The 25,593-nt window shown below is 70.7% G+C and carries 23 protein-coding genes; 3 read left to right on the top strand and 20 right to left on the bottom strand.

The genetic code is table 11. From position 1 onward, the window contains the following. Positions 1-55: 55 nt before the first annotated feature. The 8 genes from IF188_RS16885 to prmC form a co-directional block, all read right to left on the bottom strand. Positions 56-847 (bottom strand): F0F1 ATP synthase subunit delta, encoded by a 792-nt coding sequence (locus IF188_RS16885; protein WP_191172969.1) that lies wholly within the window; start codon positions 845-847, stop codon positions 56-58. Next, entirely contained in the window at positions 847-1,401 is a 555-nt protein-coding gene (locus IF188_RS16880; protein ID WP_141893087.1) for a F0F1 ATP synthase subunit B, read from the bottom strand. The genes IF188_RS16885 and IF188_RS16880 overlap by 1 nt, the downstream gene beginning before the upstream one ends. Before the next feature lie 28 nt (positions 1,402-1,429). Continuing rightward, positions 1,430-1,666, bottom strand: a complete 237-nt coding sequence (gene atpE / locus IF188_RS16875; protein ID WP_141893086.1) for an ATP synthase F0 subunit C — start codon at positions 1,664-1,666, stop codon at positions 1,430-1,432. Between the two features lie 45 nt (positions 1,667-1,711). Beyond that, positions 1,712-2,473 (bottom strand): F0F1 ATP synthase subunit A, encoded by a 762-nt coding sequence (gene atpB / locus IF188_RS16870; RefSeq protein ID WP_318152916.1) that lies wholly within the window; start codon positions 2,471-2,473, stop codon positions 1,712-1,714. A 243-nt stretch (positions 2,474-2,716) separates the two neighbouring features. Continuing rightward, the gene (locus IF188_RS16865; protein ID WP_191172968.1) at positions 2,717-3,202 is read right to left on the bottom strand and encodes a hypothetical protein; all 486 of its coding nucleotides are present in this window, start codon (positions 3,200-3,202) and stop codon (positions 2,717-2,719) included. Then, the gene (locus tag IF188_RS16860; RefSeq protein WP_191172967.1) at positions 3,199-4,419 is read right to left on the bottom strand and encodes an MraY family glycosyltransferase; all 1,221 of its coding nucleotides are present in this window, start codon (positions 4,417-4,419) and stop codon (positions 3,199-3,201) included. Before IF188_RS16860 ends, IF188_RS16865 begins: the two co-directional genes overlap by 4 nt. Beyond that, entirely contained in the window at positions 4,416-5,141 is a 726-nt protein-coding gene (locus IF188_RS16855) for an L-threonylcarbamoyladenylate synthase (protein ID WP_191172966.1), read from the bottom strand. Before IF188_RS16855 ends, IF188_RS16860 begins: the two co-directional genes overlap by 4 nt. A 56-nt stretch (positions 5,142-5,197) precedes the next feature. Continuing rightward, positions 5,198-6,076 (bottom strand): peptide chain release factor N(5)-glutamine methyltransferase, encoded by an 879-nt coding sequence (prmC, locus tag IF188_RS16850; RefSeq protein ID WP_191172965.1) that lies wholly within the window; start codon positions 6,074-6,076, stop codon positions 5,198-5,200. 103 nt (positions 6,077-6,179) lie between these two features. Here prmC and cysK (IF188_RS16845) point away from each other — a divergent pair, with 103 nt between their 5' ends. The 3 genes from cysK (IF188_RS16845) to epsC all read left to right on the top strand — a co-directional run bounded on the left by cysK (IF188_RS16845) (position 6,180) and on the right by epsC (position 8,760). After that, positions 6,180-7,118 (top strand): cysteine synthase A, encoded by a 939-nt coding sequence (gene cysK, locus IF188_RS16845; RefSeq protein WP_191172964.1) that lies wholly within the window; start codon positions 6,180-6,182, stop codon positions 7,116-7,118. A 107-nt stretch (positions 7,119-7,225) separates the two neighbouring features. Further along, positions 7,226-8,179 (top strand): cysteine synthase A, encoded by a 954-nt coding sequence (cysK, locus tag IF188_RS16840; RefSeq protein WP_191172963.1) that lies wholly within the window; start codon positions 7,226-7,228, stop codon positions 8,177-8,179. Further along, on the top strand, positions 8,176-8,760 hold the full coding sequence (epsC, locus tag IF188_RS16835; protein WP_191172962.1) for a serine O-acetyltransferase EpsC: 585 nt from the start codon (positions 8,176-8,178) through the stop codon (positions 8,758-8,760). The genes cysK (IF188_RS16840) and epsC overlap by 4 nt, the downstream gene beginning before the upstream one ends. Positions 8,761-8,886: 126 nt before the next feature. Here the strand turns inward: epsC and IF188_RS16830 are convergent, their stop codons facing one another. The 12 genes from IF188_RS16830 to IF188_RS16775 form a co-directional block, all read right to left on the bottom strand. Beyond that, entirely contained in the window at positions 8,887-11,706 is a 2,820-nt protein-coding gene (locus IF188_RS16830) for a helix-turn-helix transcriptional regulator (RefSeq protein ID WP_191172961.1), read from the bottom strand. A gap of 53 nt (positions 11,707-11,759) precedes the next feature. Then, a complete protein-coding gene (locus IF188_RS16825) occupies positions 11,760-12,158 on the bottom strand; it encodes a phage holin family protein (RefSeq protein WP_191172960.1) in 399 nt (132 codons plus the stop codon). A gap of 215 nt (positions 12,159-12,373) precedes the next feature. Then, a complete protein-coding gene (locus tag IF188_RS16820) occupies positions 12,374-13,327 on the bottom strand; it encodes an endonuclease domain-containing protein (protein ID WP_191172959.1) in 954 nt (317 codons plus the stop codon). 278 nt (positions 13,328-13,605) lie between these two features. Then, positions 13,606-14,685 (bottom strand): peptide chain release factor 1, encoded by a 1,080-nt coding sequence (gene prfA, locus IF188_RS16815; RefSeq protein WP_191172958.1) that lies wholly within the window; start codon positions 14,683-14,685, stop codon positions 13,606-13,608. Positions 14,686-14,691: 6 nt separating this feature from the next. Continuing rightward, positions 14,692-16,839, bottom strand: a complete 2,148-nt coding sequence (gene rho, locus IF188_RS16810) for a transcription termination factor Rho (protein WP_191172957.1) — start codon at positions 16,837-16,839, stop codon at positions 14,692-14,694. Between the two features lie 193 nt (positions 16,840-17,032). Then, positions 17,033-17,980 carry a homoserine kinase gene (gene thrB, locus IF188_RS16805; protein ID WP_191172956.1) on the bottom strand — a complete coding sequence of 316 codons (948 nt, stop codon included), beginning with the start codon at positions 17,978-17,980 and terminating at the stop codon, positions 17,033-17,035. Next, positions 17,977-19,065 carry a threonine synthase gene (gene thrC / locus IF188_RS16800; RefSeq protein WP_191172955.1) on the bottom strand — a complete coding sequence of 363 codons (1,089 nt, stop codon included), beginning with the start codon at positions 19,063-19,065 and terminating at the stop codon, positions 17,977-17,979. Before thrC ends, thrB begins: the two co-directional genes overlap by 4 nt. A gap of 36 nt (positions 19,066-19,101) precedes the next feature. Beyond that, positions 19,102-20,415 carry a homoserine dehydrogenase gene (locus tag IF188_RS16795; protein ID WP_191172954.1) on the bottom strand — a complete coding sequence of 438 codons (1,314 nt, stop codon included), beginning with the start codon at positions 20,413-20,415 and terminating at the stop codon, positions 19,102-19,104. Continuing rightward, positions 20,412-21,860: a diaminopimelate decarboxylase gene (gene lysA / locus IF188_RS16790; protein ID WP_191172953.1), complete on the bottom strand. Its 1,449-nt coding sequence runs from the start codon at positions 21,858-21,860 to the stop codon at positions 20,412-20,414. Before lysA ends, IF188_RS16795 begins: the two co-directional genes overlap by 4 nt. Before the next feature lie 183 nt (positions 21,861-22,043). Then, positions 22,044-22,871 carry an LmeA family phospholipid-binding protein gene (locus tag IF188_RS16785; protein ID WP_191172952.1) on the bottom strand — a complete coding sequence of 276 codons (828 nt, stop codon included), beginning with the start codon at positions 22,869-22,871 and terminating at the stop codon, positions 22,044-22,046. 2 nt (positions 22,872-22,873) lie between these two features. Beyond that, positions 22,874-24,541, bottom strand: a complete 1,668-nt coding sequence (locus IF188_RS16780) for an arginine--tRNA ligase (protein WP_191172951.1) — start codon at positions 24,539-24,541, stop codon at positions 22,874-22,876. Between the two features lie 66 nt (positions 24,542-24,607). Then, positions 24,608-25,471, bottom strand: coding sequence for a transglutaminase-like domain-containing protein (locus IF188_RS16775; RefSeq protein ID WP_191172950.1), 864 nt, complete (start codon positions 25,469-25,471; stop codon positions 24,608-24,610). Positions 25,472-25,593 lie beyond the last annotated feature (122 nt).

Here is a 25,593-nt window from a genome sequence, read left to right as displayed (position 1 = left end):
CCTTCGTTCATGGGGCCTCGGCCCCGAAATCTCCGCGCGTGGCGGGAAGTCTGTGTCAGCCGGCGAGCCGCTGACGGAGGTCGGCCAGACGCGACGAGACGCTCGCGTCGATCACGTCGTCCGCGATCTGCACGCGCAGGCCGCCCACGACCGTCGGGTCGACGATCGTGTTGAGCGACACCCTCGTGCCGTAGCGCTTGCTCAGCGCGGCGGTGAGCCGGTCGCGCTGCGCATCGCTCAAAGGGGTCGCTGCCACGACCGTCGCGACCGCACGGCCGCGCTGGTCGGAGACCAGCCGGGTCGCACGCGACAGCAGCTGGCGCACGCGACGCTCCCGGGGCTGACGGATGAGGGATGCCGCGATCAGCGTCGCTCCCTCGCTCGCGCGGCCCTTCAGCAGCGACTCGACGAGCGTGCCCTTGGCTGCGGCGTCGCCGAGGCGGCTGCCGAGCGCGAGCTCGAGCTCGGGGTTGTCTGCGACTGTCCGAGAGAACGAGAACAGTTCCGCCTCGACGTCCGCGTCGGCGTCCGCGACGGCCGCCGCGCGCACCGCCAGCTCTTCGATGGCGTCGACCAGGTCGTCGGGCGTCGACCAGCGCTGCGCGACGGCGGTCGTCAGCAGCGACGCCGTCGTGGGCTTCACAGCAGCGCCGAAGACGGCGGCGACGACCTGCCGGCGAGCCTCCGCCGGCGCGGCGGAGTCGGCCAGCGCGCCGCTCAGCTGCGACGAGTCGCCCACGGCGCGTGCCGCGGCGAAGAGCTCGCGGGCGACGTCGAGGTCGACGCCGGTCGCGGCGCCGAGCGCCGCGGTCGTCGCCGCGAGGGCCTGAGTGGTCGCGCTGCCCATTACGCCTTGGCCCCTTCGGACTCTTCGAGCTCGGCGAGGAAGCGGTCGACGACGGCCTGCGCCTTCGCGTCGTCCGAGAGGGTCTCGCCGATGACGCCGCCCGCGAGGTCGAGGGCGAGCGTGCCCACCTCGCTGCGCAGCGACACGAGCGCGGTCTGGCGCTCGGCCTCGATCTGGGCGTGCGCGGTGGCGGTCAGGCGTGCGGCCTCCGCCGAAGCGGTGTCCTTCGCCTCGGCGACGATCTTCTTGCCGTCCTCACGGGCGGCATCGCGGATCTCACCGGCCTCCTTGCGGGCCTCGGCGAGCTGCGAGGTGTACTCCTCGAGCGCGGCCTCGGCCTTGCGCTGGGCCTCGTCGGCCTTGGCGATGTTGCCCTCGATCGCCGCGGAGCGCTCGTCGAGCATCTTCTTCATGCGGGGAAGGGCGACCTTCCAGAACACGAAGAGGATGATGACGAAGCACACCGCCGACCAGATGATGTCGTACCACGCGGGGATCAGAGGGTTGTGAGCCTCTGCCTCCTCGGCGGCGTACGTGACAAGAGCGTTCAGCATCCTGTCTCCTTATGACTGGTTGGGCGGATCAGTAGCCGAAGATGAAGGCGGTCGCGATGCCGATGAAGGCGAGCGCCTCGGTGAAGGCGATACCGATCCACATGAGGACCTGCAGGCGACCGGCCAGCTCGGGCTGACGGGCGACGCCCTCGATCGTCTTGCCGACGACGATGCCGACGCCGATGGCGGGGCCGATGGCAGCGAGGCCGTAGCCGACCGTCGCGATCGAACCCTGAACTTCAGCGAGAACCGTAGTTGCGTCCACGGGGTGTTTCCTTTCGGTTGGGTGGGAGGGCGAGAGCCCGCCCGCTCAGTGCTCTTCTGCCACCGCGAGCTGGATGTAGACCGCGGTGAGGATGGTGAAGACGTAGGCCTGGAGGACGGCCACCAGGATCTCGAACACGGTGAAGGCGAGGCCGAAGGCCAGGCTGCCGGCGGCGAGCACCGACCACCAGCCGCCCATCGTGATGAGGAAGAACTGCGTCGCCGAGAAGAACAGGACGAGCATGAGGTGCCCGACCATCATGTTCATCAGGAGTCGCAGGGTCAGCGTGATCGGCCGGATGATGAAGGTCGAGATGAACTCGAGCGGCGTCACGATGATGTAGAGGAACGGCGGGACCCCCGAGGGGAACAGCGAGTTCTTGAAGAAGTTCTTCGGGCTCTTCTTGACGCCCGCGTAGATGAACGTCACGTAGCTGACCACCGCGAGCAGCAGCGGGACCGCGATGATCGCGGTGCCGGCGAGGTTCAGGAACGGGATGATGCCCGTCAGGTTCATGAACAGGATCATGAAGAACATCGTCGTGAGGATCGGCAGGAAGCGGGCGCCGTCCTTCTTGCCCAGCAGGTCCTCGGCGATGTTGACCCGCACGAAGTCGAGGCCCATCTCGGTGAGGCTCTGGAAGCGGCCCGGCACGACCTTCATCCGGCGCGTGCCGATCCAGAACACCAGGACGACGGCGATCACCGCGACGAACTGGATCAGGTGCACGCGGGTGACCGGGATGACCCCGAACGCGTCGAACAGGACCGGAGGGAAGAACTCGTCGATCGACGGGCCGTGGAACACGGGCGGTTCATCCGTGGCAAAGGGGGCGATCAGGGTCGCAGCATGAATAGACAGCGCTGGCTCCAGCTTCGGGGCACCGGTGAGAACCGTTGCGACGATGGTCGGTGAGCGTCACTCCGCCGCCACCACTCGCCATCCGTTTCAGGCAGGAGAGGGGCACGCGGGCGGGCGCGTGTTCAGCCTATCAAACTTGAGAGCTCGCTGAATCCGTTCCGCCCCTTTTACGCCTGCATCCGTCAGACGTCAAGCACCCGCGCCGGAATCGTCGGTGCGCTCCCCCGCATCCGGGTCGCTCGGGAGCTCCACATCGACCACCGGCACCCGCATCCGCACCAGCGCGATCACGTCGATCGCCAGCGAGGCCAGCACGCTCACGACGAGCGCGACGAAGAAGACCGGCGGTTCGATCCAGGGCTGACCGCGCAGCACGAACAGCGCGATCAGGAACACCACGAACTTGAGGATCCAGCCCCCGAGCACGATCCCGAAGAAGATCGGGACGTACAGCGCGTCGCCGAACCACCGGTTGGCGATGAGGATGCTGGCGGCCGTGATGCCGAGGAACAGCGCCGCGATGAGCACGCCGGCCAGGGCGCTCCACAACCCGTCGACGCCGGCGACCAGGAAGCCGACGACGGCGCCGACGACCGCCAGGATCGCGGTGACCGAACCCGACCACACCAGGACGGTGCGCAGGATCGGGGTGCTGGAGACGGGACTGGCGTTCATCGGGCGGCCTCCTCGGTCGCGGGAACGGGCGGGATCGGGTGGTCGGGCGTCGCGTCGGGGGCGGGTCCGGGATCGGATGCCGCGGCCACCGGCCGCCGGCGCGACGGCGTGAAGGTCACCACGAGGCAGGCGGCGATGCCGAGCACGCCGTAGAGGACGCCGAAGAGGTAGTCGCCGGGCCATTCGAGGGTGGTGCCGATGTACATCAGCAGGACCGACAGGCTCACCAGCGCCGTCCACGCGTAGAAGATCAGCACGGCGTCGCGGTCGGAGTGCCCCATGTCGAGCATGCGATGGTGCAGGTGCTTGCGATCCGGCGAGAACGGCGACTTGCCCTTGCTCATGCGCCGCACGACGGCGAGCCCGAAGTCCAGCAGCGGCAGCAGCACGACGACCACCGGCAGCAGGATCGGGATGAAGGCACCCAGCAGCTGCGAGCGTCCGAACTCGTCGTTGTCGCCCACCATGGCGGGCGTGAAGTTCCCTGTCAGGGCGATGGCGGAGCAGGCCATGAGCAGCCCGAGCATGAGAGCCCCGGCATCCCCCATGAACAGCTTCGCGGGACTCCAGTTCAGCGGCAGGAAGCCGATGCACGCACCCACCAGCACGGCGGCGATGAACGACGCGAGGTTGAAGAACGTGCTGGCGCCGGTGTCGCGCACGACCATGTACGAATACGCGAAGAACACGCCGTTGGCGATCAGGCAGACGCCCGCGACCAGCCCGTCCAGGCCGTCGATGAAGTTGACGGCGTTCATCACCACGACGATCGAGAACACCGTGAGCGTGAAGCTCACCCAGCTCGACCCGATGGCCAGTCCCCCGATGGGCAGCGAGTAGATCTGCAGCTGGCCGAACCACGCGATGACTCCGGCGGCGAGGAACTGCGCGCCGAGCTTGATCATCCAGTCCAGGTCCCACAGGTCGTCGGCGACGCCCACGATCACGATCAGCGCCGTCGCGCCCAGCAGCGCGTAGATCTGCTGCGGCTGCGCCCACACGATGGCGAAGAAGGGATGCTGCGACGACACCGCGAAGGCAGCCAGGACACCCAGGAACATGGCGATGCCGCCCAGGCGCGGCGTCGGGGTCTTGTGGACGTCGCGCTCGCGGATGCCGGGATAGAGCTTGTACTTGAGGCTGAGCCGCCACACGGCCCACGACAGGATGAAGGTGACGGCGGCCGTCAGGATGATCGTGAAGACGTACTGTTTCACGAGCCGTCGGGCTCCGGCTGCGCGTCGGGGTCGGCCTCGAGCAGGTCGCCCAGCACGCCGCGCAGCTGGGCGCGGCTGACCGCGCCTTCCCGCAGCACGGTGACGCGCGGTCCGGCGCCCGCCTGCGCGTCGTCGGCCGCCGCAGCCGAGCCGACGAGGCGAGTGGCGTCGATGATCGTCGAGGGGATGCCGTCCTTGGACGGCCCGTCGCCGAGATACACCGCGACGGCGTCCTTCAGCATGTCGCGGGAGTCCTCTGCCGTGATGCCGGCGGCCATGCCGGTCAGGTTCGCGCTGGAAACCGCGAGCGGGCCGGTCTCTTCGAGCAGCTCGAGGGCGATCCGGTGCGCCGGCATCCGCACCGCGACGGTGCCGCGCGTCTCACCCAGGTCCCACGACAGCGACGGCTGCGCCGGCAGCACGATCGTGAGGCCGCCCGGCCAGAACTCCTCGACGAGACGCTCGATGGGCTCGGGCACCTCGGCGACGAGCGCACGCAGCGTCGCTACGCCGGCGACGAGCACCGGCGGCGGTGACTGGCGTCCGCGCCCCTTCGCCGCGAGCAGTCGCGCGACCGCCTGATGGTCGAAGGCGTCGGCGGCGACGCCGTAGACGGTGTCGGTGGGGATGACGACGAGCTCGCCGCGGCCGATGGCCTGGCGGGCCTGGCGCATGCCCGAAAGCAGCTGCGCCTCATCACGGCAGTCGAAGATGGGGGACATATCGCCGGATAGTTTAGCCGCGCGAGGTCAGGAACCCCTCGCAACGACGTCGGCCCTCACGGATGCAGTGCCGTGGTGGCGCGGTCGCGCATCGTGAGGTCGGGATGGGTCGCCGCGGCCCACCATCCATCGGCCTCGAGGATGCCGCGGACGGCCTCCCCCTGCCACTCGCCGTGCTCGATGACGATCACGCCGCCCGGATGCGCGAGCCGAAGGCCCACGCCGCTCAGCACGCGCACGACGTCGAGCCCGTCCTCGCCGCCGTACAGCGCGGCGGCCGGGTCGAAGAACCGCACTTCGGGATCGCGCGGAATGGCGGCGTCCGGGACGTAGGGCGGGTTGGACGCCACGACCGAGACGGTGCCGTCCAGCTCCGGGAAGGCGTGCGCCAGATCGATGAACGCGAGGTGTGCGTTGTCGGCGCCCACGGCCGCGAAGTTCTGCGTGGTCCAGACGAACGCGTCGACGGAGTTCTCGGCCGCGTACACCTCCGCGTGCGGCACTTCGGTGGCCATCGCGAGGGCGATCGCGCCGGATCCGGTGCCGAGATCCACCGCGATCGGAGAGGGGGATGCCGCCGCCCGCAGTGCATCGATCGCCAGCTGTGCGACGACCTCGGTCTCCGGCCGGGGCACGAACACGCCCGGCCCCACCTGCAGCTCGAGATGGCGGAAGGGCGCCACGCCGGTCAGGTGCTGCAGCGGCTCACGCGTCGCGCGGCGCGTGACGAGCTCGTCGAGCCGCTCGATATCGGCGGGCGGGAGCATGTCGCCGCGGATCGCGGCCGCCTGCACTCCCCCGCGCCCGGTGCCGAGCACGAACGCGACGAGCAGCTCGGCGTCGACGGCCGGATCGGGCACCCCGGCGGCAGCGAGACGGTCGACGGCACGGCGGACGGCCTCAGCGAGAGGCGTGGCGGGGGTGGCGGAAGTCATGACCGATCCACTCTATTTCGCACACCCGTCATACAAGGACTCACATCCGACGCCTGGTCCTAGGCTGGGTCCGATCTGCCGTGAACCCTGCGAAAGGCCCGACATGCCCGGCATCCACTCCGATATCACCGCTGCTTTCGGCAACACCCCGCTGGTCCGCCTCAACCGCGTGACCGACGGCGCCGGCGCCGAGGTCTACGCGAAGCTCGAGTACTACAACCCGGGCTCGAGCGTGAAGGACCGCCTCGGCATCGCCATCGTCGACGCCGCCGAGGCGTCCGGCGCACTGCAGCCGGGCGGCACCATCGTCGAAGGCACCAGCGGCAACACCGGCATCGCCCTCGCCCTGGTCGGCGCCGCGCGCGGCTACAAGGTCATCCTGACGATGCCGTCCTCGATGTCGGTCGAGCGTCGGCAGCTGCTCAAGCGCTTCGGCGCGGAACTCGTGCTGACCGACCCGGCCGGCGGCATGAAGCTCGCTGTCGCCGAGGCCGAGCGGATCGCCGCCGAGACGCCGGGCGCGATCCTCGCCAAGCAGTTCGAGAACGAGGCGAACCGCGAGATCCACCGCAAGACCACCGCCGAGGAGATCTGGCGCGACACCGACGGCGAGGTCGACATCTTCGTCGCCGGCGTCGGCACCGGCGGCACGATCACCGGCGTCGGCCAGGTGCTCAAGGAGCGCAAGCCCGAGGTCAAGGTCGTGGCGGTCGAGCCCACGGCGTCGCCGCTGCTGTCGACCGGCACGCCCGGCCCCGCCAAGATCCAGGGCATCGGCCCGAACTTCGTGCCGCCGATCCTCGACACCGCGGTGTTCGACGAGGTCGTCACCGTCGAGTTCGACGACGCCATCTCGACCTCGCGCGACCTCGCGGCGAAGGAGGGCATCCTCGCCGGGATCTCCAGCGGCGCCGCCGTGTGGGCGGCGATCCAGGTCGCTCAGCGCCCGGAGAACGCCGGCAAGAAGATCGTCGTGGTCACCCCTGACACCGGCGAGCGCTACCTGTCGACCGCGCTCTTCGAGGATCTGCGCGAAGATTGACCCGTCACGACGACGGCGCGACAGCGTGACCGGCCTCGGCCGCGCACCGTCGCGCCGTCGTCGCCTTTTCATCTGAGCTGCGCTCACCTCGAGAACTGGGAGCACCCGTGCCCGGCATCCATTCCGACATCACGTCAGCGTTCGGCGACACGCCGCTGGTGCGTCTGAACGCTCTCACCGAGGGCCTCGATGCCGAGGTGCTGGTCAAGCTCGAGTTCTACAACCCGGGTTCGTCGGTGAAGGACCGCCTGGGCTACGCGCTCATCGAGGCGGCCGAGCAGTCGGGCGAGCTGCGGCCGGGCGGCACGATCGTCGAGTCGACGAGCGGCAACACCGGTATCGCCCTCGCCCTGATCGGCGCGGCGCGCGGCTACAAGGTCGTGCTGACGATGCCCGCGTCGATGTCGAAGGAGCGTCGCACGCTGCTGAAGGCGTACGGCGCTGAACTCGTCCTCACCGACCCGTACAAGGGCATGACCGAGGCCGTCGAGACGGCGCAGCGCATCGCGGCAGAACGCCCCGGCGCCGTGCTCGCGCGCCAGTTCGAGCACGAGGCGAACGCCGCCATCCACCGCAGAACGACCGCCGAGGAGATCTGGCGCGACACCGACGGACACGTCGACGTGTTCGTGGCCGGCTCGGGCACCGGCGGCACCGTCACCGGTGTCGGACAGGTGCTCAAGCAGCGCAACCCGGACGTCAAGATCGTGCTCGTCGAGCCCAAGGACTCCCCCGTGCTCACCGAAGGCCGCGCGGGCGGTCACCGCATCCAGGGCATCGGCCCCAACTTCGTGCCCGACGTGCTGGACCGCTCGGTGGTCGACGAGGTGTTCGACGCCGAGTTCGACGACGCCATCCGCGTCGCCCGCGACCTCGCCACCCGCGAGGGCATCCTCGCCGGGATGTCAGCCGGTGCCGCCGTCGCGGCGGCGCTGCAGATCGCCGCACGGCCGGAGTCGGCCGGCAAGCGGTTCGTCGTGATCGTGCCGGATTCGGGCGAGCGCTATCTGTCGACCGCGCTGTACGACCACCTGCGCGATCCTGAGGCGGGTGCGAAGTGACCCAGGTCCGTCTCGGATTCTTCGCGCGCGTTCGCGAAGACGTCGCCGCGGCCAAGCTCCGCGACCCCGCCGCCCGCTCCGGCGTCGAGATCGCCGTCCTCTACCCCGGGCTCCACGCCATCTGGGCGCATCGCGTGTGGCACGCGCTGTGGGTGCGCGACCTCCGGTTCGTCGCGCGCGCCGGTTCGCAGGTGACACGCTGGCTGACCGGCATCGAGATCCACCCCGGCGCGACGATCGGTCGCCGCTTCTTCATCGACCACGGCATGGGCGTCGTGATCGGCGAGACCGCCGAGGTCGGCGACGACGTCATGCTGTACCACGGCGTCACTCTCGGCGGCCGTCAGCGTGAGGGCGGCAAGCGCCACCCCACGATCGAGGACGGCGTGGCCATCGGCGCCGGCGCGAAAGTGCTGGGCCCGATCACCATCGGAGAGGGCTCCGTGATCGGCGCCAACGCGGTCGTGACGAAGGACGCCCCGGCCGACAGTGTGCTGGTGGGGGTGCCAGCCAAGCCCCGCGCGCGCCGCATCGGCGATGACACGCGAGCCCTGCTGACGACCCCCGAGTACTTCATCTGACCTGACGCGCGGTGGTCAATGCGACGAAGGAGCGTTGACGCGAACCGGGTCAAGGTTGAGCGAGCGAAGCGAGTCGAAACCCACCCTCGCCGACTCGTCGGCTGAGGGCGGACGAGGGATGCCGCGTCACGCCGCCCCGCGGCGGTACGCCGCGGCGGCGGCCGTGCGCGACGGCACGTCGAGCTTGCGCAGCACCGCAGAGACGTGCACCGAAACGGTCTTGGCGCTGATGTAGAGGCGTGCGGCGATCTCGCCGTTGCTGAGGCCCTCCGCGACCAGCTCGAGCACCTGTTCTTCTCGGGAGGTCAGCACGGAGGCGGACGGAGTGCCGCTGAGCCCGGCATCCGTCATCCGCTCCCGTGCTCGCTCGGCGAGTCCTTCCGCGCCCAGTTCGTCCGCGTACACGGCGGCGCCGGCGAACGCGTCGCGAGCCGCCGCGCGGTCACCCGCCGCAAGCAGCTCTTCGGCGTAGCGCACCCGCGCGTAGGCACGGACGTACGCCGGGCCGACGCCGGAGGTCGCCGCACCCCAGGAGCCCTCGCCGAGCTCGGCGGCGAACACCGCCGCCCACAGCGGCGTGATCTCCCATCCGCGCCAGCGTTCCACGAGCTCGCGGTACGGCTCGATGTCGACGTCGTCACCGCGCTCGCGCAGCACCGCAGCCGCGCGGGCCGCGATCGCCGCCAGCGGCAGGGCGAGCGCCGCCGAGCCGGCGGTCTTCAGCGCTGCCGACGCGTGCTCGAGAGCACGGTGCGGGTCGCCGTGCTCCAGTGCGAGCAGCCCGAGGTCGTACGCCATGCCGAGGCGGGTCTGGAACTCGTACGCGCCGAATGCGCCGAGCTCCTCGCGCGCGCCGCTCAGGGCCTCTTCGGCCTCGTCGAGCCGACCGCACCACAGAGCCAGGCACAGCAGGCGCTCACGCAGGAACGCGGAGTACAGGCTGGCTTCGATGAGCGGCAGCAGACCCGCGCCACGCTCGGCGGCGGCCGTCAGGCGCCCCGCGTACATGAGCGCCTCGATCGCATTCGCCTCGACCATCACCTGCGCCCCGCGGTCGGACCGGTGGGTCCGCGCGTAGTCCATGCCCTCGCGCGCGACGGCCACGGCGTCGTCGTAGCGGCCGACCAGCATGAGCGAGTTGGAGTAGTTGATGAAGTAGCGCATCATCGCGCGCACGAAGCCCTCGGCGTACGGACGTGCCTTCTCGAAGTCCTCGACAGCGCGGGGATCGCCGCCGCTCGTGCCGCAGGTGGCCGCGATGAGCATGGCGTGCGCGACGAGCTCGGCCGCGACCGGATCGCCGTCCGCGGCGGCGGACTCGGCGGTCGCCAGGGCAACGAGGGCGATCTCTCGCCCCACGCGCTGATCGCCGCTCATCATCTGCACCCGCGCGGACGTCACCAGCAGGCCTGCGCGCTGCACGTCGTGCCGCGGATCGTCGCCCAGCAGGTCCAGCGCCCTCGCGATGCTGGACATGCCGTCCGACGCGCCCGACTGGAACTCGGTCGTCGCCAGCTCGCCCAGCATCGCCGCCTTGCCGATCGGATCGTCGGCGGGCCACATGTCGACGGCGTCGCGCGCGAACTCGACGGCACGCTCCAGACGGTTCGCCGACACCAGCGCCGCGGCCGTGCGGCGCAGCACCTCGGCCCGCGGCACCCCGCTCACCTGCTCGGGATCGGGAACGACATCCCACAGCTCCAGCGCGCGCTCCCCCGTCTCGGCGGCGGTCGTCCACGCCGACGCGCCGCTCGCCGCAGCCTGCGCGGCGACGGCCGCGGCCAGGGCACGACCCGGCACATGCGCGGCGCGCCAGTGATGCGCGATGTCTGCGAGCACGCGGGGTGTCGGAGGCAGGGCCTCGAGCGCCACCGCGTAGGCGGTGTGCAGACGCGTGCGCTCCGTCGGCAGCAGCTCGTCGTACACCGCCTCTTGCATGAGCGCGTGCCGGAATGCGTAGGCGTCGTCGCGGATCACCACGATCTGCGCGTCCACCGCGGCGCGCACCGCCGACTCGAGGGAGTCCTCATCGCCGTCGAACACCGCGCGCAGCACGGGATGGGCGACCTCGACCCCGCCCGTGGCGAGGATGCGGGTGAAACGGCGGGTGGCAGCATCCATCCGCTCGTATCGCAGCAGCAGCACGTCGCGCAGCGACGTCGGCAGTCTCTCGTCCGAGAAGCTCGCGAGCTCTTCGACATAGAACGGGATGCCGTCGCTGCGCGCCGCGATATCGTGCAGCACCCCTGCGGCCAGCGTCTCACCGGAGACGGCGTTGGCCAGCGCGCCCACCTCGACCGGGCTGAGGCGGGCGAGCGGTCGGTGCGCGAGCAGCCGCGACCGCTCGAGCTCCGCGAGCACGGGACGAAGCGGATGCCGTCGTCCGACGTCGTCGGTGCGATAGGTGAGCAGCACGAACAGGGGCAGTGCGGCCGTGCGGCGCACGAGTCTCGACACGATCTCGCACGTGGTGCCGTCGGCCCAGTGCAGGTCTTCGACGATGATGACGAGCTGCCGCGTGCGCGCGAGCTCCGAGAAGAGCTCGACGACCACGTCGGCGAGCCGCTCGCTGTCGGCCGTGCCGTCGGCGAGAGTCGGCACGAGCACGCCCAGCGCGTCCGCGCCCGGCCCGGCGGCCGCGCGCACGGCATCGGCACCGATGGCATCGACGAGCCCGCGAACGAGATCCGTGACGGCCGTCAGCGGCGCGGGACCCGATCCGGAGTCCACGCACGCGCCGCGCAGCACGACGGGAGCCCGCGGCGAATCACGCGCCTGCAGCTCGGCGGCGAAGTCGCGCAGCAGCCGCGTCTTGCCCATGCCGGCGTCGCCGGACACGACCACGGCACGACCCGTCTCGGCGACGGCGGCGACCTCTCCTCGCAGGGCGTCGAGGTCCGCCTGACGACCGACGAGCGGAACCCTGCCGACCTGCATACGATCCATCATTCCATCCGGTTCCGACACCGGCGCGCGGTGCCGAGCCGGTACGACGCGGGTCAGCTGCGGCGCTTCTGCGCCTGGTCCTTGATGAACAGCGGCGGCAGCAGCCATGTGGCCAGCGCGGTGACGAGCCACACGATCAGCGTGCCGATGATCCAGGCGACGGCCCCGTCGATTCCGATGCCCGCGGCCGGGATCAGCACGGCGATCAGCAAGGCCACGAACGTCGAGAGCAGGCCGACGCCGCCGATCAGGGCGTTCGCGTGACGGCGCGTGATCTTCAGCAGCCAGGGCGCCAGGATGCTCTGGAGCACCGCGAAGATCACGACGGCCAGCAGGATCCCCCACCAGTCGTTCCAGTGCAAGTAGAAGCCCGGAAGGATCAGGTCGGCCGCGATGAGGCCGAGCGCCGCCGACACGAGGAAGATCAGGGCGCGGATGAGGAACGTGAGCACGCTCGAAGCCTAGTGCCGAGGCATCCCCCGCCCACCGCATGAGGCGCCGTGTGTCCGCCCCCGCCGCCGCCCCCGCCGCCGCCGCCGCGTCGCGCGCCGTGAATCGGTTCACTTGCGCTGTTCGTACGCCTCAGGGCGAATCTGGCGTACATACAGCGCAAGTGAACAGCGTTGAACAGACGTGCGGGCGTGCGGCGGAGAGGTGAGGCGAGGTGTCAGGACCGGGTACGGAGCGCTTCGCGCACGCGTCCGATGAGAACACCGGGGTGGTTGAACACCTCGTCCTTGGTCACTCGGACGACCCGCCACCCGAGCGCAGCCAACTGGTCGTGCTTCTCGATATCGCGGCGCCACTGCGCTGCGCTCACGCGATGGTGGTCGCCTTCGTACTCGATCGCGATCTTCTGCGCGACGTAGGCGAGATCCACGCAGCCGACGAAGTCGCCGTGCTCGTCGTACACCTCGACGTCGAGAAGAGGCTCGGGCAGTCCCGCATCGACGATCGTCAGGCGCGTCCACGTCTCGCCACGCGATACGGCTCCCGGACGCGTTCGCCGCTGCGCCTCCTCGAGCGCACGGATCCCGACCCGCCTCCCCCGCCGCAGCTCGGCGGCGAGTTCTTCGACGGTGGCATGGGCCTCGCGCAGGACTCGTCCACGCGGGCCGGGGATGCGGGGCCGGAGGACGATCGCGTCCGCAATCGCCACGAGATCGTATGGATGCCGCACCACGCCGCCCAGCTGAGCCCAGGTCGAGGCCGGCGATGTGATCTCGAACCCCTCATCGTGGGCGACGGTGCTGACCTGCTTGGTCGCCAGCTGATGGCCGCGCACGCCGCGTCCGGACGGGGCACGGTGCGGAGCGCGCACCGACACATCGATGCGGTCCAGATCGACGGAGGGCAGCGGAAGCTGCCATAGCAGCGCGGCCGTCACGTGCGAGAAGAACTCGTGCGCATGCATATGCACGACGAACTGTCGTGCTGCGCGGCAATGCGCGTCACGCTCCCGCTCCAGGGGATGCCGGTCGTCATCGGCGCTGTCGGCCACGCGCTCCGCGCGGAGGCCGGTGAACGGACGATCCAGATCCGCACTGTCGACCGCACGCCGTGGCGTTCCCGCACGCAGCGCATCGGCGACGCGGAAGGCGGGCTTGTCGTCGAGAGGCACGCGGGCACTCTGCCATGTTCGGCGGCGGCGCCGTTGAAACTATCCACAGCTGCCCCTGCGCCCCGTGCTTTCAGATGGTCGAGAGAACGTTTCACTTGCGCTGTTCGTACGCCAGAACAGCGTTCTCGCGTACGAACAGCGCAAGTGAAACGATCCAAAAGGCGGGCGGGGCGCGGTGGCGCGGGCGCGAGGCGAGGCGTGGCGGCGGGGGCGCGGGGCGTGGTGGCGCGGTGGCGCGGGCGAGCGTAGGCGGGCGGGAGTGCGGGGAGGGCGAGCTGTCAGGACTCGGTGCCGAGGGCGGCCAGGCGCGCCTCTTCGTCGGCCTGGATCGCCGATTCGATGATCGGATCCAGAGCGCCGTCCATGACCTGGTCGAGGTTGTACGCCTTGTAGCCGGTGCGGTGGTCGGCGATGCGGTTCTCGGGGAAGTTGTAGGTGCGGATGCGCTCGGAGCGGTCCATGCCGCGGATCTGCGACCGACGGGCGTCGGAGGCCGCGGCATCCAGCTCCTCCTGCTGCTTCGCGAGCAGGCGCGCACGCAGCACGCGCATGCCGGCCTCGCGGTTCTGCAGCTGGGACTTCTCGTTCTGCATCGACACCACGATCCCTGTCGGAACGTGCGTGATACGCACCGCGGAGTCGGTCGTGTTGACCGACTGCCCGCCGGGACCCGACGAGCGGAAGACGTCGATCTTCAGGTCGTTCGGGTCGATGTGGATCTCCTCGGGCTCGTCGACCTCGGGGAACACCAGCACACCGGTCGTCGAGGTATGGATGCGCCCCTGCGACTCGGTCGCCGGCACGCGCTGCACGCGGTGCACACCGCCCTCGTACTTGAGGTGCGCCCACACGCCCTGCGCCGGATCCGACGAAGAGCCCTTGATCGCGACCTGGACGTCCTTGTAGCCGCCGAGGTCGGACTCGTTGCGCTCGAGCAGCTCGGTCTTCCACCCCTTCGACGCGGCGTACTGCAGGTACATCCGCAGCAGGTCGGCGGCGAACAGCGCCGACTCGGCGCCGCCCTCGCCCTGCTTGATCTCCATGATCACGTCGCGCGCGTCGTCGGGGTCGCGCGGGATCAGCAGACGCCGCAGCTTCTCCTGCGCCTCCGAGAGCCCGGCCTCGAGGGCCGGGATCTCGGCGGCGAATGCGTCGTCCTCGCGTGCGAGCTCGCGAGCGGCGTCGAGATCATCGGATGCCGCCACCCAGTCCTCGTGGGCCTTCACGATCCGCGAGAGCTCGGCGTAGCGCCGGTTCACCCGCTTGGCGCGTGCCGCGTCGGCGTGCACCGCGGGGTCGGAGAGCTCCTCCTGGACCGCGCGGTGCTCGTCGATCAGCCCCTTGACTGACTCGAACATCGAGGGTCAGCGGATGCTGTTGTCGTGCGCGTGGCTGTGACCGCCGCCGTGGCTGTCACGGGCCGGCGCCGGGATCGACTTCTGCATCTGCACCAGGAACTCGACGTTCGAGCTGGTCTCCTTGAGCTTGCCGAGCACGACCTCGAGGGCCTGCTGGGGCTCGAGGCCGGCGAGCGCGCGGCGGAGCTTCCAGGTGATCTTGACCTCGTCGGGCGACAGCAGCATCTCTTCGCGGCGCGTGGACGACGCGTTGACGTCGACCGCCGGGAAGATGCGCTTGTCGGCGAGCTGGCGGTTCAGGCGCAGTTCGCTGTTGCCGGTGCCCTTGAACTCCTCGAAGATGACGTCGTCCATCTTGGAGCCGGTCTCGACGAGAGCCGTCGCGAGGATCGTGAGCGATCCGCCGTTCTCGATGTTGCGCGCGGCGCCGAAGAAGCGCTTGGGCGGGTACAGCGCGGACGCGTCGACGCCGCCGGTGAGCACGCGGCCCGAGGTGGGGGCCGAGATGTTGTAGGCACGGCCGAGGCGCGTGATCGAGTCGAGCAGCACGACGACGTCGCGGCCGAGCTCGACCAGGCGCTTGGCACGCTCGATGGCGAGCTCGGCGACCGTGGTGTGGTCCTCGGCGGGGCGGTCGAAGGTCGAGGCGATGACCTCGCCCTTCACGGTGCGCTGCATGTCGGTGACCTCTTCGGGGCGCTCGTCGACGAGCACGACCATGAGGTGCACCTCGGGGTTGTTGATCGCGATCGCGTTGGCAATCTGCTGCAGCACGATCGTCTTGCCCGCCTTCGGGGGCGCGACGATGAGACCGCGCTGACCCTTGCCGATCGGGGCGACGAGGTCGATGATGCGCTGCGTCAGCTTCTCGGGCGCGGTCTCCAGGCGCAGGCGCTCCTGCGGGTACAGCGGCGTCAGCTTGCCGAACTCGACACGCGTCGCGGCGTCCTCGACCGACAGGCCGTTGATCGCGTCGACCTTGACCAGCGCGTTGTACTTCTGACGGCTGGACTGCTCGCCCTCGCGCGGCTGCTTGATGGCGCCGACGACGGCGTCGCCCTTGCGCAGGTTGTACTTCTTGACCTGGCCGAGCGAGACGTAGACGTCGCTCGTGCCGGGCAGGTAGCCCGAGGTGCGCACGAACGCGTAGTTGTCGAGAACGTCGAGGATGCCTGCGATCGGGATGAGGACGTCGTCCTCGCCGATCTCGGTCTCGAACTCGTCGCCGACCGCCTGCGTGCCGCGGCGCTTGTTGCGCTGACGGCCGCGGCCGTTGCCCTGGCCCTGCTGCTCGTCCGCGGCGTCGGTCTTGGAAGGCTCCGTCTTGGCAGGCTCGGCTGCAGGCGCCTCAGCGGCCGCGTTCTGGGCCTGGTTGTTCTGGGCCTGGCCGTTCTGCGCGTTCTGGTTGCGGTTGCGGCTGCGGCTGCGGCTGCGGCTCCGGCTGCGCGACGGCGTCTCGCTCTCGCCCTCGGCGGGCGCGACGGCGCCTGCGGCCTCGGCGGCTTCACCTTCGGCGGGCGCGTCGGTGACGGCTGCGTCGGCGGCGGGTGCGTCGGTGGATGCCTCATCCGCGACCTCGACGGCTGCAGCGGCGTCGTCGGCAGCCGGCGCCGACTCCTCGGCGGGTGCGACTGCCTCATCGGCGGGCGCAGCCTCGGCGGGAGCAGCGTCGGCGGTGGGGGCCTCTGCGGCAGGTGCCTCCTCAGCCGGCGCCGCCTCGGCGGCGGTGCTCTTGGCGCGACGGGGCGCACGCTTGCGCGGCGCCTTGACCGGCGGCGCGGGCTCGACCGGGGCTTCGGCCGGCGCCTCGGCGACGGCCTCTTCGGCCACGACGGCCTCTTCGGCCACAGTCTCGGCCACGACGGCCTCGACGACCGCCTCTTCGGCCACAGCCTCGGCCACGACGGCCTCGACGACGGCCTCTTCTGCCGCCTCTTCCGCCTGCGCGGTGGGGTCGGCCTCAGCCTCGGCGACGGCCTCTTCGGCCACGACCTCGGCGACCTCGGCCTCGACGACAGCCGCCTCGGCGACGACGTCAGCTGCCTCCGCCTGGGCGACGAGGTCGCCGGCGGTGTCGACGTTCTCGACGCCTTCGGGCGCCTCGGCGCGCTCGTCGGCCGGAACGTCGGTGTGGATCTCGGAGATGGACTCCACGAGTTCTCCCTTGTGAAAAACGAACGGTTGTGCACGATCGCACGGCGCTGCATAGGGCAGCTGTCCAGCCATTCGGCAGGACTCAGTCCCGGCCGACGGGGTGAGGAACCGCGAGGGGTCTCAGCGGACGTCGGCAGGTCAGAATGCCGTGCGGTGGTTTCGCAGATTTGCGACGGAGGCCAGATTCACGGGTTTACGTGGAACCCTCCGCGTACTCCCTCACTGTACCACCCTTGAAGTCGACGGCGAGCATAAGCGACTCCCACGGGGTGTCGGTCGCCGCCGTCGCCAGCGCCGCCGCCTCGAGGCGACGCCCCGGCCCGTCGGCGAGCACGAGCACGCTCGGTCCCGCCCCCGACACCACGGCGGCGAACCCCGCGCTGCGCAGCGCGCGCACCAGCTTGTCGGTCTCGGGCATGGCACTGGCCCGGTAACTCTGGTGCAGCTTGTCTTCCGTCGCCGCTTGCAGCAGCTCGGGGCTCTGCGTGAGCGCCGCGATGAGCAGCGCCGACCGCGACACGTTGAAGACGGCGTCCTCGCGCGGCACCTGCGTGGGCTGCAGACTGCGCGCGAGCGCGGTCGACATCGTGAACTCCGGCACGAAGACCAGCGGCGACACGCCGCGATGCACCAGCAGCTTCTTGTGCTGAGGTCCGTCCTCGTCGACCCACGCGATCGTCAGCCCGCCGAACAGCGCGGGAGCGACATTGTCGGGATGCCCCTCCAGCTCGGTCGCGAGGCGCAGCAGCGCATCGGGGCCGAACTCCACATCGCCCTCGAGGAGCCCCTTCGCGGCGAGCAGTCCCGATACCACCGCAGCGCCCGACGAGCCGAGGCCGCGCCCGTGCGGGATCACGTTCTTCGCGACGAGCCTGAGGCCCGGCATCCGTCGTCCCACCGATTCGTACGCGTACGCGATCGAGCGCACCACGAGGTGCGACGCGTCGCGCGGCACGTCGGCCGCGCCGGCGCCCTCGACCTCGATCTCGAGCTCGCCCTCGGGCAGCGCCGTGACGTCGAGCTCGTCGTACACGCTCAGCGCGAGGCCGAGCGTGTCGAAGCCGGGCCCGAGGTTCGCGCTCGTCGCCGGAACCCGGACCAGGACGCGGCGCCCCGGTGCCGGGACGACGGGTGCGTTCACGCGGAGGCCGCCGCGGGAGCGAGCTCGAGGACGGATGCCACTTCGGACGTGGTCGCGTCGACCACCGTGGGCTCGACCTGCGAGCCGTCGGCGTTGCGCAGCGCCCAGTGCGGGTCCTTGAGTCCGTGACCGGTGACCGTCAGCACGACGCGCGCGCCCTGCGGCACGACACCGGCCTCGACGCGGTCGAGCAGGCCGGCGACGCTGATCGCCGACGCCGGCTCGACGAAGATGCCGACCTCGCTCGACAGCAGCTTCTGCGCCGCGAGGATGCGGTCGTCGTCGATGGCGCCGAAGTAGCCGTCGGTCGCTGCGCGCGCGTCGATCGCGAGGTCCCACGAGGCGGGGTTGCCGATGCGGATCGCGCTGGCGACCGTGTCGGGGTTCTTCACGACCTCGCCGCGCACGAGCGGCGCCGACCCCTCGGCCTGGAAGCCGAACATGCGCGGGACGCGGGTCGAGACGCCCGCCTGCGCCTCTTCGGTGTAGCCGCGGGTGTACGCGGTGTAGTTGCCCGCGTTGCCGACCGGGATGAAGTGGAAGTCCGGGGCGTCGCCCAGCTGCTCGACGATCTCGTACGCCGCGGTCTTCTGACCGTCGATGCGGTCGGGATTGACCGAGTTGACGAGGTGCACCGGGTAGTTGTCGGCGAGCTCGCGCGCGATCTCGAGGCAGTCGTCGAAGTTGCCGCGGATCTGGATGAGGCGACCGTTGTGCGCGACCGCCTGGCTGAGCTTGCCCATCGCGATCTTGCCCTCGGGCACGAGCACGGCGGCGGTGATGCCGGCGTGCGCGGCGTACGCGGCGGCCGAGGCCGAGGTGTTGCCGGTGGAGGCGCAGATGACCGCCTTCGCGCCGTGCTCGATCGCTCGCGAGACGGCGACGGTCATGCCGCGGTCCTTGAACGACCCGGTCGGGTTCATGCCCTCGAACTTCACCCACACGTCGGTGCCGGTGCGGCGCGACAGCGCCGGCGCCGGCAGCAGCGGGGTGCCGCCCTCGCCGAGCGTGACCACGGTCGAGGTGTCGGTGACACCCAGTCGATCTGCGTACTCGCGGAGGACTCCGCGCCAAACATGAGCCATGTCGCTCTCCTTCACACCCTCATCTGCCAGAGAAGTTCAATCGCCTTCGACCCGGAGCACCGAGACGACGCGTTCCACGACGCCGCTGGCGGCAAGGCGCGCCACGGTGTCGCTGAGATCCTGTTCGACCGCCTTGTGCGTGCCGATGACGAGCCGGGCCACGCCCGGCTCGCCGTTCCCGTCCGAGACGACGGTCTGCTCGACGGTCGCGATCGAGACGCGGCCGTCGCTCAGGGTGCCCGCGACCGTCGCGAGCACGCCGGGCTGGTCGTCGACCTCGAGCGTGATCTGGTAGCGGGTCGTGACGCGGCCGATCGGGACGATGGGCAGGTTCGCGAGCGTCGACTCGCCCACGCCCACGCCGCCGGCGATGTGGCGGCGCGCGGCCGACACGACATCGCCCAGCACGGCCGACGCCGTCTGCACGCCGCCGGCGCCCGCGCCGTAGAACATCAGGTTGCCGGCGGCCTCGGCCTGGACGAACACGGCGTTGTTGGCGCCGTGGACGCTCGCGAGCGGATGCTTGCGATCCACGAGCGCCGGGTAGACCCGCACCGAGATGGACTCGCCGGATGCCTCGACCAGACGCTCGCACACCGCCAGCAGCTTGATGACGTAGCCCGCGTGGCGTGCGGCATCCATCATCGACTTGTCGATCGAGGTGATGCCCTCGCGGTGGACGGCGTCCAGCGGCACCGTGGTGTGGAATGCGAGGCTCGCGAGGATCGCGGCCTTCTGCGCGGCGTCGTAGCCTTCGACGTCGGCCGTCGGGTCGGCTTCGGCGTACCCCAGGCGCTGCGCGTCGGCGAGCACGTCGGCGAACTCGGCGCCCTCGGTGTCCATACGGTCGAGGATGTAGTTCGTCGTGCCGTTGACGATGCCCATGATGCGCTGCACGCGGTCGCCGGCGAGCGAGTCGCGCAGCGGGCGGATGATGGGGATCGCGCCGGCGGCGGCGGCCTCATAGTAGACCTCCGCGCCGACCTGGTCGGCGGCGTCGAAGATCTCGGGGCCGTGCGTGGCCAGCAGCGCCTTGTTGGCGGTCACGATGTCGGCGCCGGAGTTGATCGCGTGCAGCAGGTAGGCCCGTGCCGGCTCGATGCCGCCCATGAGCTCGATCACGATGTCCGAGCCCACGATGAGCGACTCGGCATCGGTCGTGAACAGCTCGCGCGGAAGGTCGACGTCGCGCTTGGCGCCGACGTCGCGCACCGCGATGCCGGCCAGCTCCAGCCGTGCGCCCGCCCGGTCGGCGAGCTCGTCGGCGTGCCGGAGCAGCAGCGAGGCCACCTGGGAGCCCACGGCTCCGGCTCCCAGCAGTGCGACGCGGAGGCGGCGGTAGTCGGTCATGCAGTCCCTTCCGTCGGTGCGGCGGCGAACTCGCGCCCTTCGCGCACGGTGGCGAGGCCCGCATCGCGGGCGAGCAGATCGTCGATCGTCTCGCCGCGCACGATGACACGCGCCTCTCCCCCGCGCAGCGCCACGACCGGCGGGCGGGGGACGTAGTTGTAGTTGCTCGAGAGCGAGAAGCAGTAGGCGCCGGTCGCCGGCACGGCGAGCAGGTCACCGGGCGCGACATCGCCGGGGAGGTACTCCGCGTCCACGACGATGTCGCCGGACTCGCAGTGCTTGCCGACCACGCGTGCGAGCGCGGGGTCGGCGTCGCTCGTGCGCGAGGCGATGCGGGCCGAGAACTCCGCACCGTACAGGGCGGGACGCGCGTTGTCGCTCATGCCGCCGTCGACGCTCACGTACAGGCGCGTGTCGCCGCTGTCGAGCTCCACGGGCTTGATCGTGCCCACCTCGTACAGCGTCACGCCGGCGCGGCCGACGATGGCGCGCCCGGGTTCGAACGCCAGGTTCGGCATCGGGATGCCGCGCACCTCGCACTGCCGCGCCACGGCATCGGCGATGCCGAGCGCGAGCGCCTCGATGGGCGTCGGATCGTCGACCGACGTGTAGGCGATGCCGAAACCGCCGCCGAGGTTCAGAACCGGCAGCTCACCGCCTTCGCGCAGCTCGGCGTGGAGCTCGACGAGACGGGCGGCCGACTCCTCGAAGCCCGCGGTGCCGAAGATCTGCGAGCCGATGTGGCAGTGTAGCCCGACGAACTCCAGTCCGGGCAGCTCGCGGATCCGCGCCACGGCAGCCGGGGCATCCTGCAGCGTGAAGCCGAACTTCTGGTCCTCGTGCGCCGTCGCGAGGAAGTCGTGCGTCTCGGCGTGCACGCCGCTGTTGACGCGCAGCAGCACCGCCTGCGTCACGCCGCGTCGCTCCACGATGGCCGCGAGCCGCTCGATCTCGATCAGGCTGTCGATGACGATCGAGCCGATCCCCACCTCGACGGCCCGTTCGAGCTCGGCGACGGACTTGTTGTTGCCGTGGAAGCCCAGGCGCGCGGGGTCGGCACCGGCGGCGAGAGCGACCGCCAGCTCTCCCCCGCTGCACACGTCGACGGCGAGCCCCTCTTCGGTCACCCAGCGCACGATCTCGGTGCTGAGGAACGCCTTGCCGGCGTAGTAGACGCGCGCCTGCGCGCCGTGCAGAGCGGCCGCCGCACGGAACGCCTCGAGCGTGCGACGGGCGGTGCGGCGCACCTCGTCCTCGTCGACCACGTACAGCGGCGTTCCGAACCGCGCACGCAGCGCGGTGGCAGGGATGCCGCCGAGCTCGACCACTCCGTCCGCGTCGCGCCGCGCCGTCTCAGGCCAGACGGCCGGGGCGAGCCCGTTCGCCTCGGCGGGTCGCTGCAGCCATGCCGGAGCGAGGGAACGGGAATGCGGGTCGGCGGACACGGTGGACCAATCAGTGGGAGCTTCGACGCTTGCAGATCCGACGCTTCGGTCGGGCGAGGGGTGTCTGCGTGTGCTGCGGCCGGACGTTCACGAGTGTGCGGTGACATCGGCCCCGGGCAGTGCTAGAAGTCTAGGGCACGCGGCATCCCGCCCCCGCGCCGTGTGACGTCGGGCGGCACGCGCTCAGGTGCACGTGCCGTTCTGCTGCAGCGCGCGGTCCGTCACGATGGCGCCGTCGACGGCGAAGTCCGCGACGAGGCGGCTGCCGTCCACCGCGACGTCGGTGAGCGTGGCACCCGCGGGCAGCTGGTCGGCGATGCAGATGTCCCAGTCGCGCGTCACGGCGTCGGCGAGGCTGCCGAACCGCTTCTGCAGGGCGTCGGCGGTGACGACGGCCGAGCCGAGGGTGAGGGATGCCGGCGTCAGTACGATGTCGCCGTTCGAGGCCGACGGTGTCAGGGCGACGCCGATCGGCACCTTCGCGCCGAAGAAGGTCAGTTCGGTCGACATCGTCAGATCGGGGGCGGCCAGACCCACGGTGTCGGCCGGGAACCCGTCGACGGACGAGAGCAGCGTCCTCAGCTCGGCCTCGTCCAGCGACACCGTCGCCGTCGCTCCCCCCAGCCCCGCTTCGCCGCGGACCGGGATGTCGGTCGCGACGACGGACACGTCGCCGGACACACCGCTGTCGCCCAGCGGCACGTCATCGGACGCGACTGTCAGCTGTCCGATCGTGCCGCCGATGAGCTGCGGCAGCACGGATCCCGCCACCTCGACGTCGATCGGGTGGTCGTCCGGCAGCGACAGCTGCGTGCGGACCTCGTCCTGGACGACGCCGCTGATCACCTGGCGGGCGATCGCCTCGGCCGTGAACCACGCCGCGACGGCGAGCACCGCGACGATCGCGAAGCCGACGATCCACGGCCACACCCGACGGCGGGCCGGCTCGGGCGCAACCGGCACCGTGTCGTCCGGAAGGGGCAGCGTCGGCTGCGTGTCGGCGCTGCTCATGACTACATCCGTTCCGGCGCGGCGACGCCCAGCAGATCGAGGCCGTTGCGCAGCACCTGGCCGGTGGCGTCGTTGAGCCACAGACGCGTGCGGTGCACCGACTCGACAGGCTCGTCGCCCAGCGGGATCACGCGGCAGTTGTCGTACCAGCGGTGATACAGGCCGGCGAGCTCCTCGAGGTAGCGCGCGACACGATGCGGCTCGCGCACCTCGGCGGCGAAGGCCACGATCCGCGGGAACTCCTGCAGCGCTCCCAGGAGCGCCGACTCGGTCTCGTGCGTCAGCAGCTCGGGGGCGAACTCGGAGCGGTCCACGCCCGAGGCGGCCGCGTTGCGCGCGACGTTGTGGGTGCGCGCGTGCGCGTACTGCACGTAGAACACCGGGTTGTCGTTGGTGCGCTTGCGCAGGATCTCGGGGTCGAGCGTCAGCGGCGAGTCGGCGGGGTACCGCGCCAGCGAATAGCGCAGCGCGTCGGTGCCGAGCCACTCGCGCAGGTCGTCGAGCTCGATGATGTTGCCCGCGCGCTTGGACAGCCGCGCGCCGTTGACCGACACCAGCTGCCCGATGAGCACCTCGATGTCCTTCTCCGGGTCGTCGCCGGCGGCCCCCGCGAGCGCCTTCAGCCGGTGCACGTAGCCGTGGTGGTCGGCACCGAGCAGATAGACCTTGTGCGCGAAGCCGCGATCGCCCTTGTTGAGGTAGTAGGCCGCATCCGCGGCGAAGTAGGTGTATTCGCCGTTCGAGCGCCGGATCACCCGGTCTTTGTCGTCGCCGAAGTCGGTGGTGCGTACCCACACCGCGCCCTCGTCGTCGAACACGTGACCCTGCTGGCGCAGGCGGTCGACGGCCTCGTCGACGAGGCTCGGCTCGCCGTTCGAGCCCTTGGCGTGCAGCGTGCGCTCGCTGAAGAAGACGTCGAAATGGACGTTGAACTTCTCCAGCGAGGCCTGCAGGTCGCCGAGCTGGAACGCGTACGCCCGGTCGCGCGCGACGACGATCTGCTCGTCGGCCGGCAACGACAGCAGATCCGGCTGTACCGCCAGCACGCGCTGCGCGAGGTCGTCGATGTACGAACCCGGGTAGCCGTCTTCGGGAGTCGGTTCGCCCTTGGCCGCCGCGAGCACCGAGCGTCCGAAGCGCTCCATCTGCGCGCCGGCGTCGTTGACGTAGAACTCGCGCACGAGCGTCGCGCCGCTGGCGAGCAGCAGGCGCGCCATCGAGTCGCCGAGGGCCGCCCAGCGGGTGTGGCCGATGTGCATCGGCCCGGTCGGGTTGGCGCTGACGAACTCCAGGTTGATCGTGTTGCCGCGCTGCGACTCGTTCGTGCCGAACGCGGCGCCGGCCTCGACGATCGTCCGGGCGAGAGCGCCGGCGGCGGCGGCGTCCAGCCGGATGTTGATGAACCCGGGCCCCGCGACCTCGACGTCGGCGATACCGTCTACCTGCGACAGGCCCGCGGCGATCTCGGCGGCGAACTCCCGCGGGTTCGCCCCGACCGCCTTCGCGAGCTTCAGCGCGGCGTTGGACGCCCAGTCGCCGTGGTCGCGGTTCTTCGGCCGGTCGAGCACGAAGTCGGAGGCGGAGAGTCCCTCGGCCGCACCGGGTCGTCGCGCCTCGGCGAGCGGGGCGACGACGGCGAGCAGAGCGGCGGAGAGGGCTTCAGGATTCATAGACGCACCAGTCTAGTTCGCAGGCCTCTGCGTTTCGTCTCGCTTCGCTCGCTCGACGACCGGTGCTCAGGCGATCTGGACGAGGGCGCCGAAGTCGTCGAGCGACGCGTCCGCAGCCGGCGACAGCGCATCCTCCGTCAGCCCGGGCAGCATCTCCAGGCCCTCCGTGACGGCATCCGGCACCACCCACGCGTCCACGCGCAGGCGCTTCAGGCCGACATAGCCGCCGTAGTAGCTGAGGAAGGCGCAGTCGGCGGCATCCCTCCCCGTCGCGATGCGCACGAGGCCGCTGCGGTTTGCCAGGCGCGTGGCGTCGATGACGTACCAGGCGCCGTCGAGGTACGCCTCGGCCACCGCGTGGAAGTCCATCGGGTTGAGGCCGGGCGCATAGCACGCGGCGTAGCGCGCGGGCATGTCCATCGCGCGCAGCAGGGCGATCACGACGTGCGCGTAGTCGCGGCACACGCCCTGTCCGGTCATCAGCGTCGTCACGGCACTGTCGGTGCCGTGGCTGAGTCCTGGGGTGTAGGTCGTGCTGGTCGAGACGAACTCGGACACCGCCGCGATGAGGTCGTGGCCGGACAGCCCCTTGAACTGGCGGCGCGCCTGCTGGAACACCTCGTCGGACTGCGCGTAGCGGCTCGGACGCAGATAGGTGATCGCTTCGAGGTCGCTGGTGCGGCCCGTCGCAGCCCGCCCGTCGACGGTCGCCTCGTAGCGGATCTCGAGGCGGCCGGGCTCGCCGGTGAGGCGGTGCAGACGGCTCCCCTGCTGGTCGACGATCTCGGTCGGCGTGTACACGCGATCGCCCTGTGTGAACGTCAGCGACTCGTGCGAGACGGGCACTCCCTGAGCCGCCGCCAGCTGCAGGATGAGGTCGACGGAAGCCCCTAGTTCGAGGTCCATCTGAGCGGTCACGACGCGTTGCACCGAAGTATCCTCGCATGCCGCCGAGGTGCCTCCGTGCGGGGCCGCCGGAGGTCCGCCGTGAGTCTCCCGCACGGCACGCGGAGCGTCCGCGCCGACCAGGTCTTTTCTGCGGTTCACGAGCC

The sequence above is a fragment of the Microbacterium helvum genome, assembly GCF_014779795.1.
GTDB classification, from domain to species: Bacteria; Actinomycetota; Actinomycetes; order Actinomycetales; family Microbacteriaceae; genus Microbacterium; species Microbacterium helvum.
Note: the sequence above shows the minus strand (reverse complement) of the source record. Positions and strands in the feature narration are given on the sequence as shown.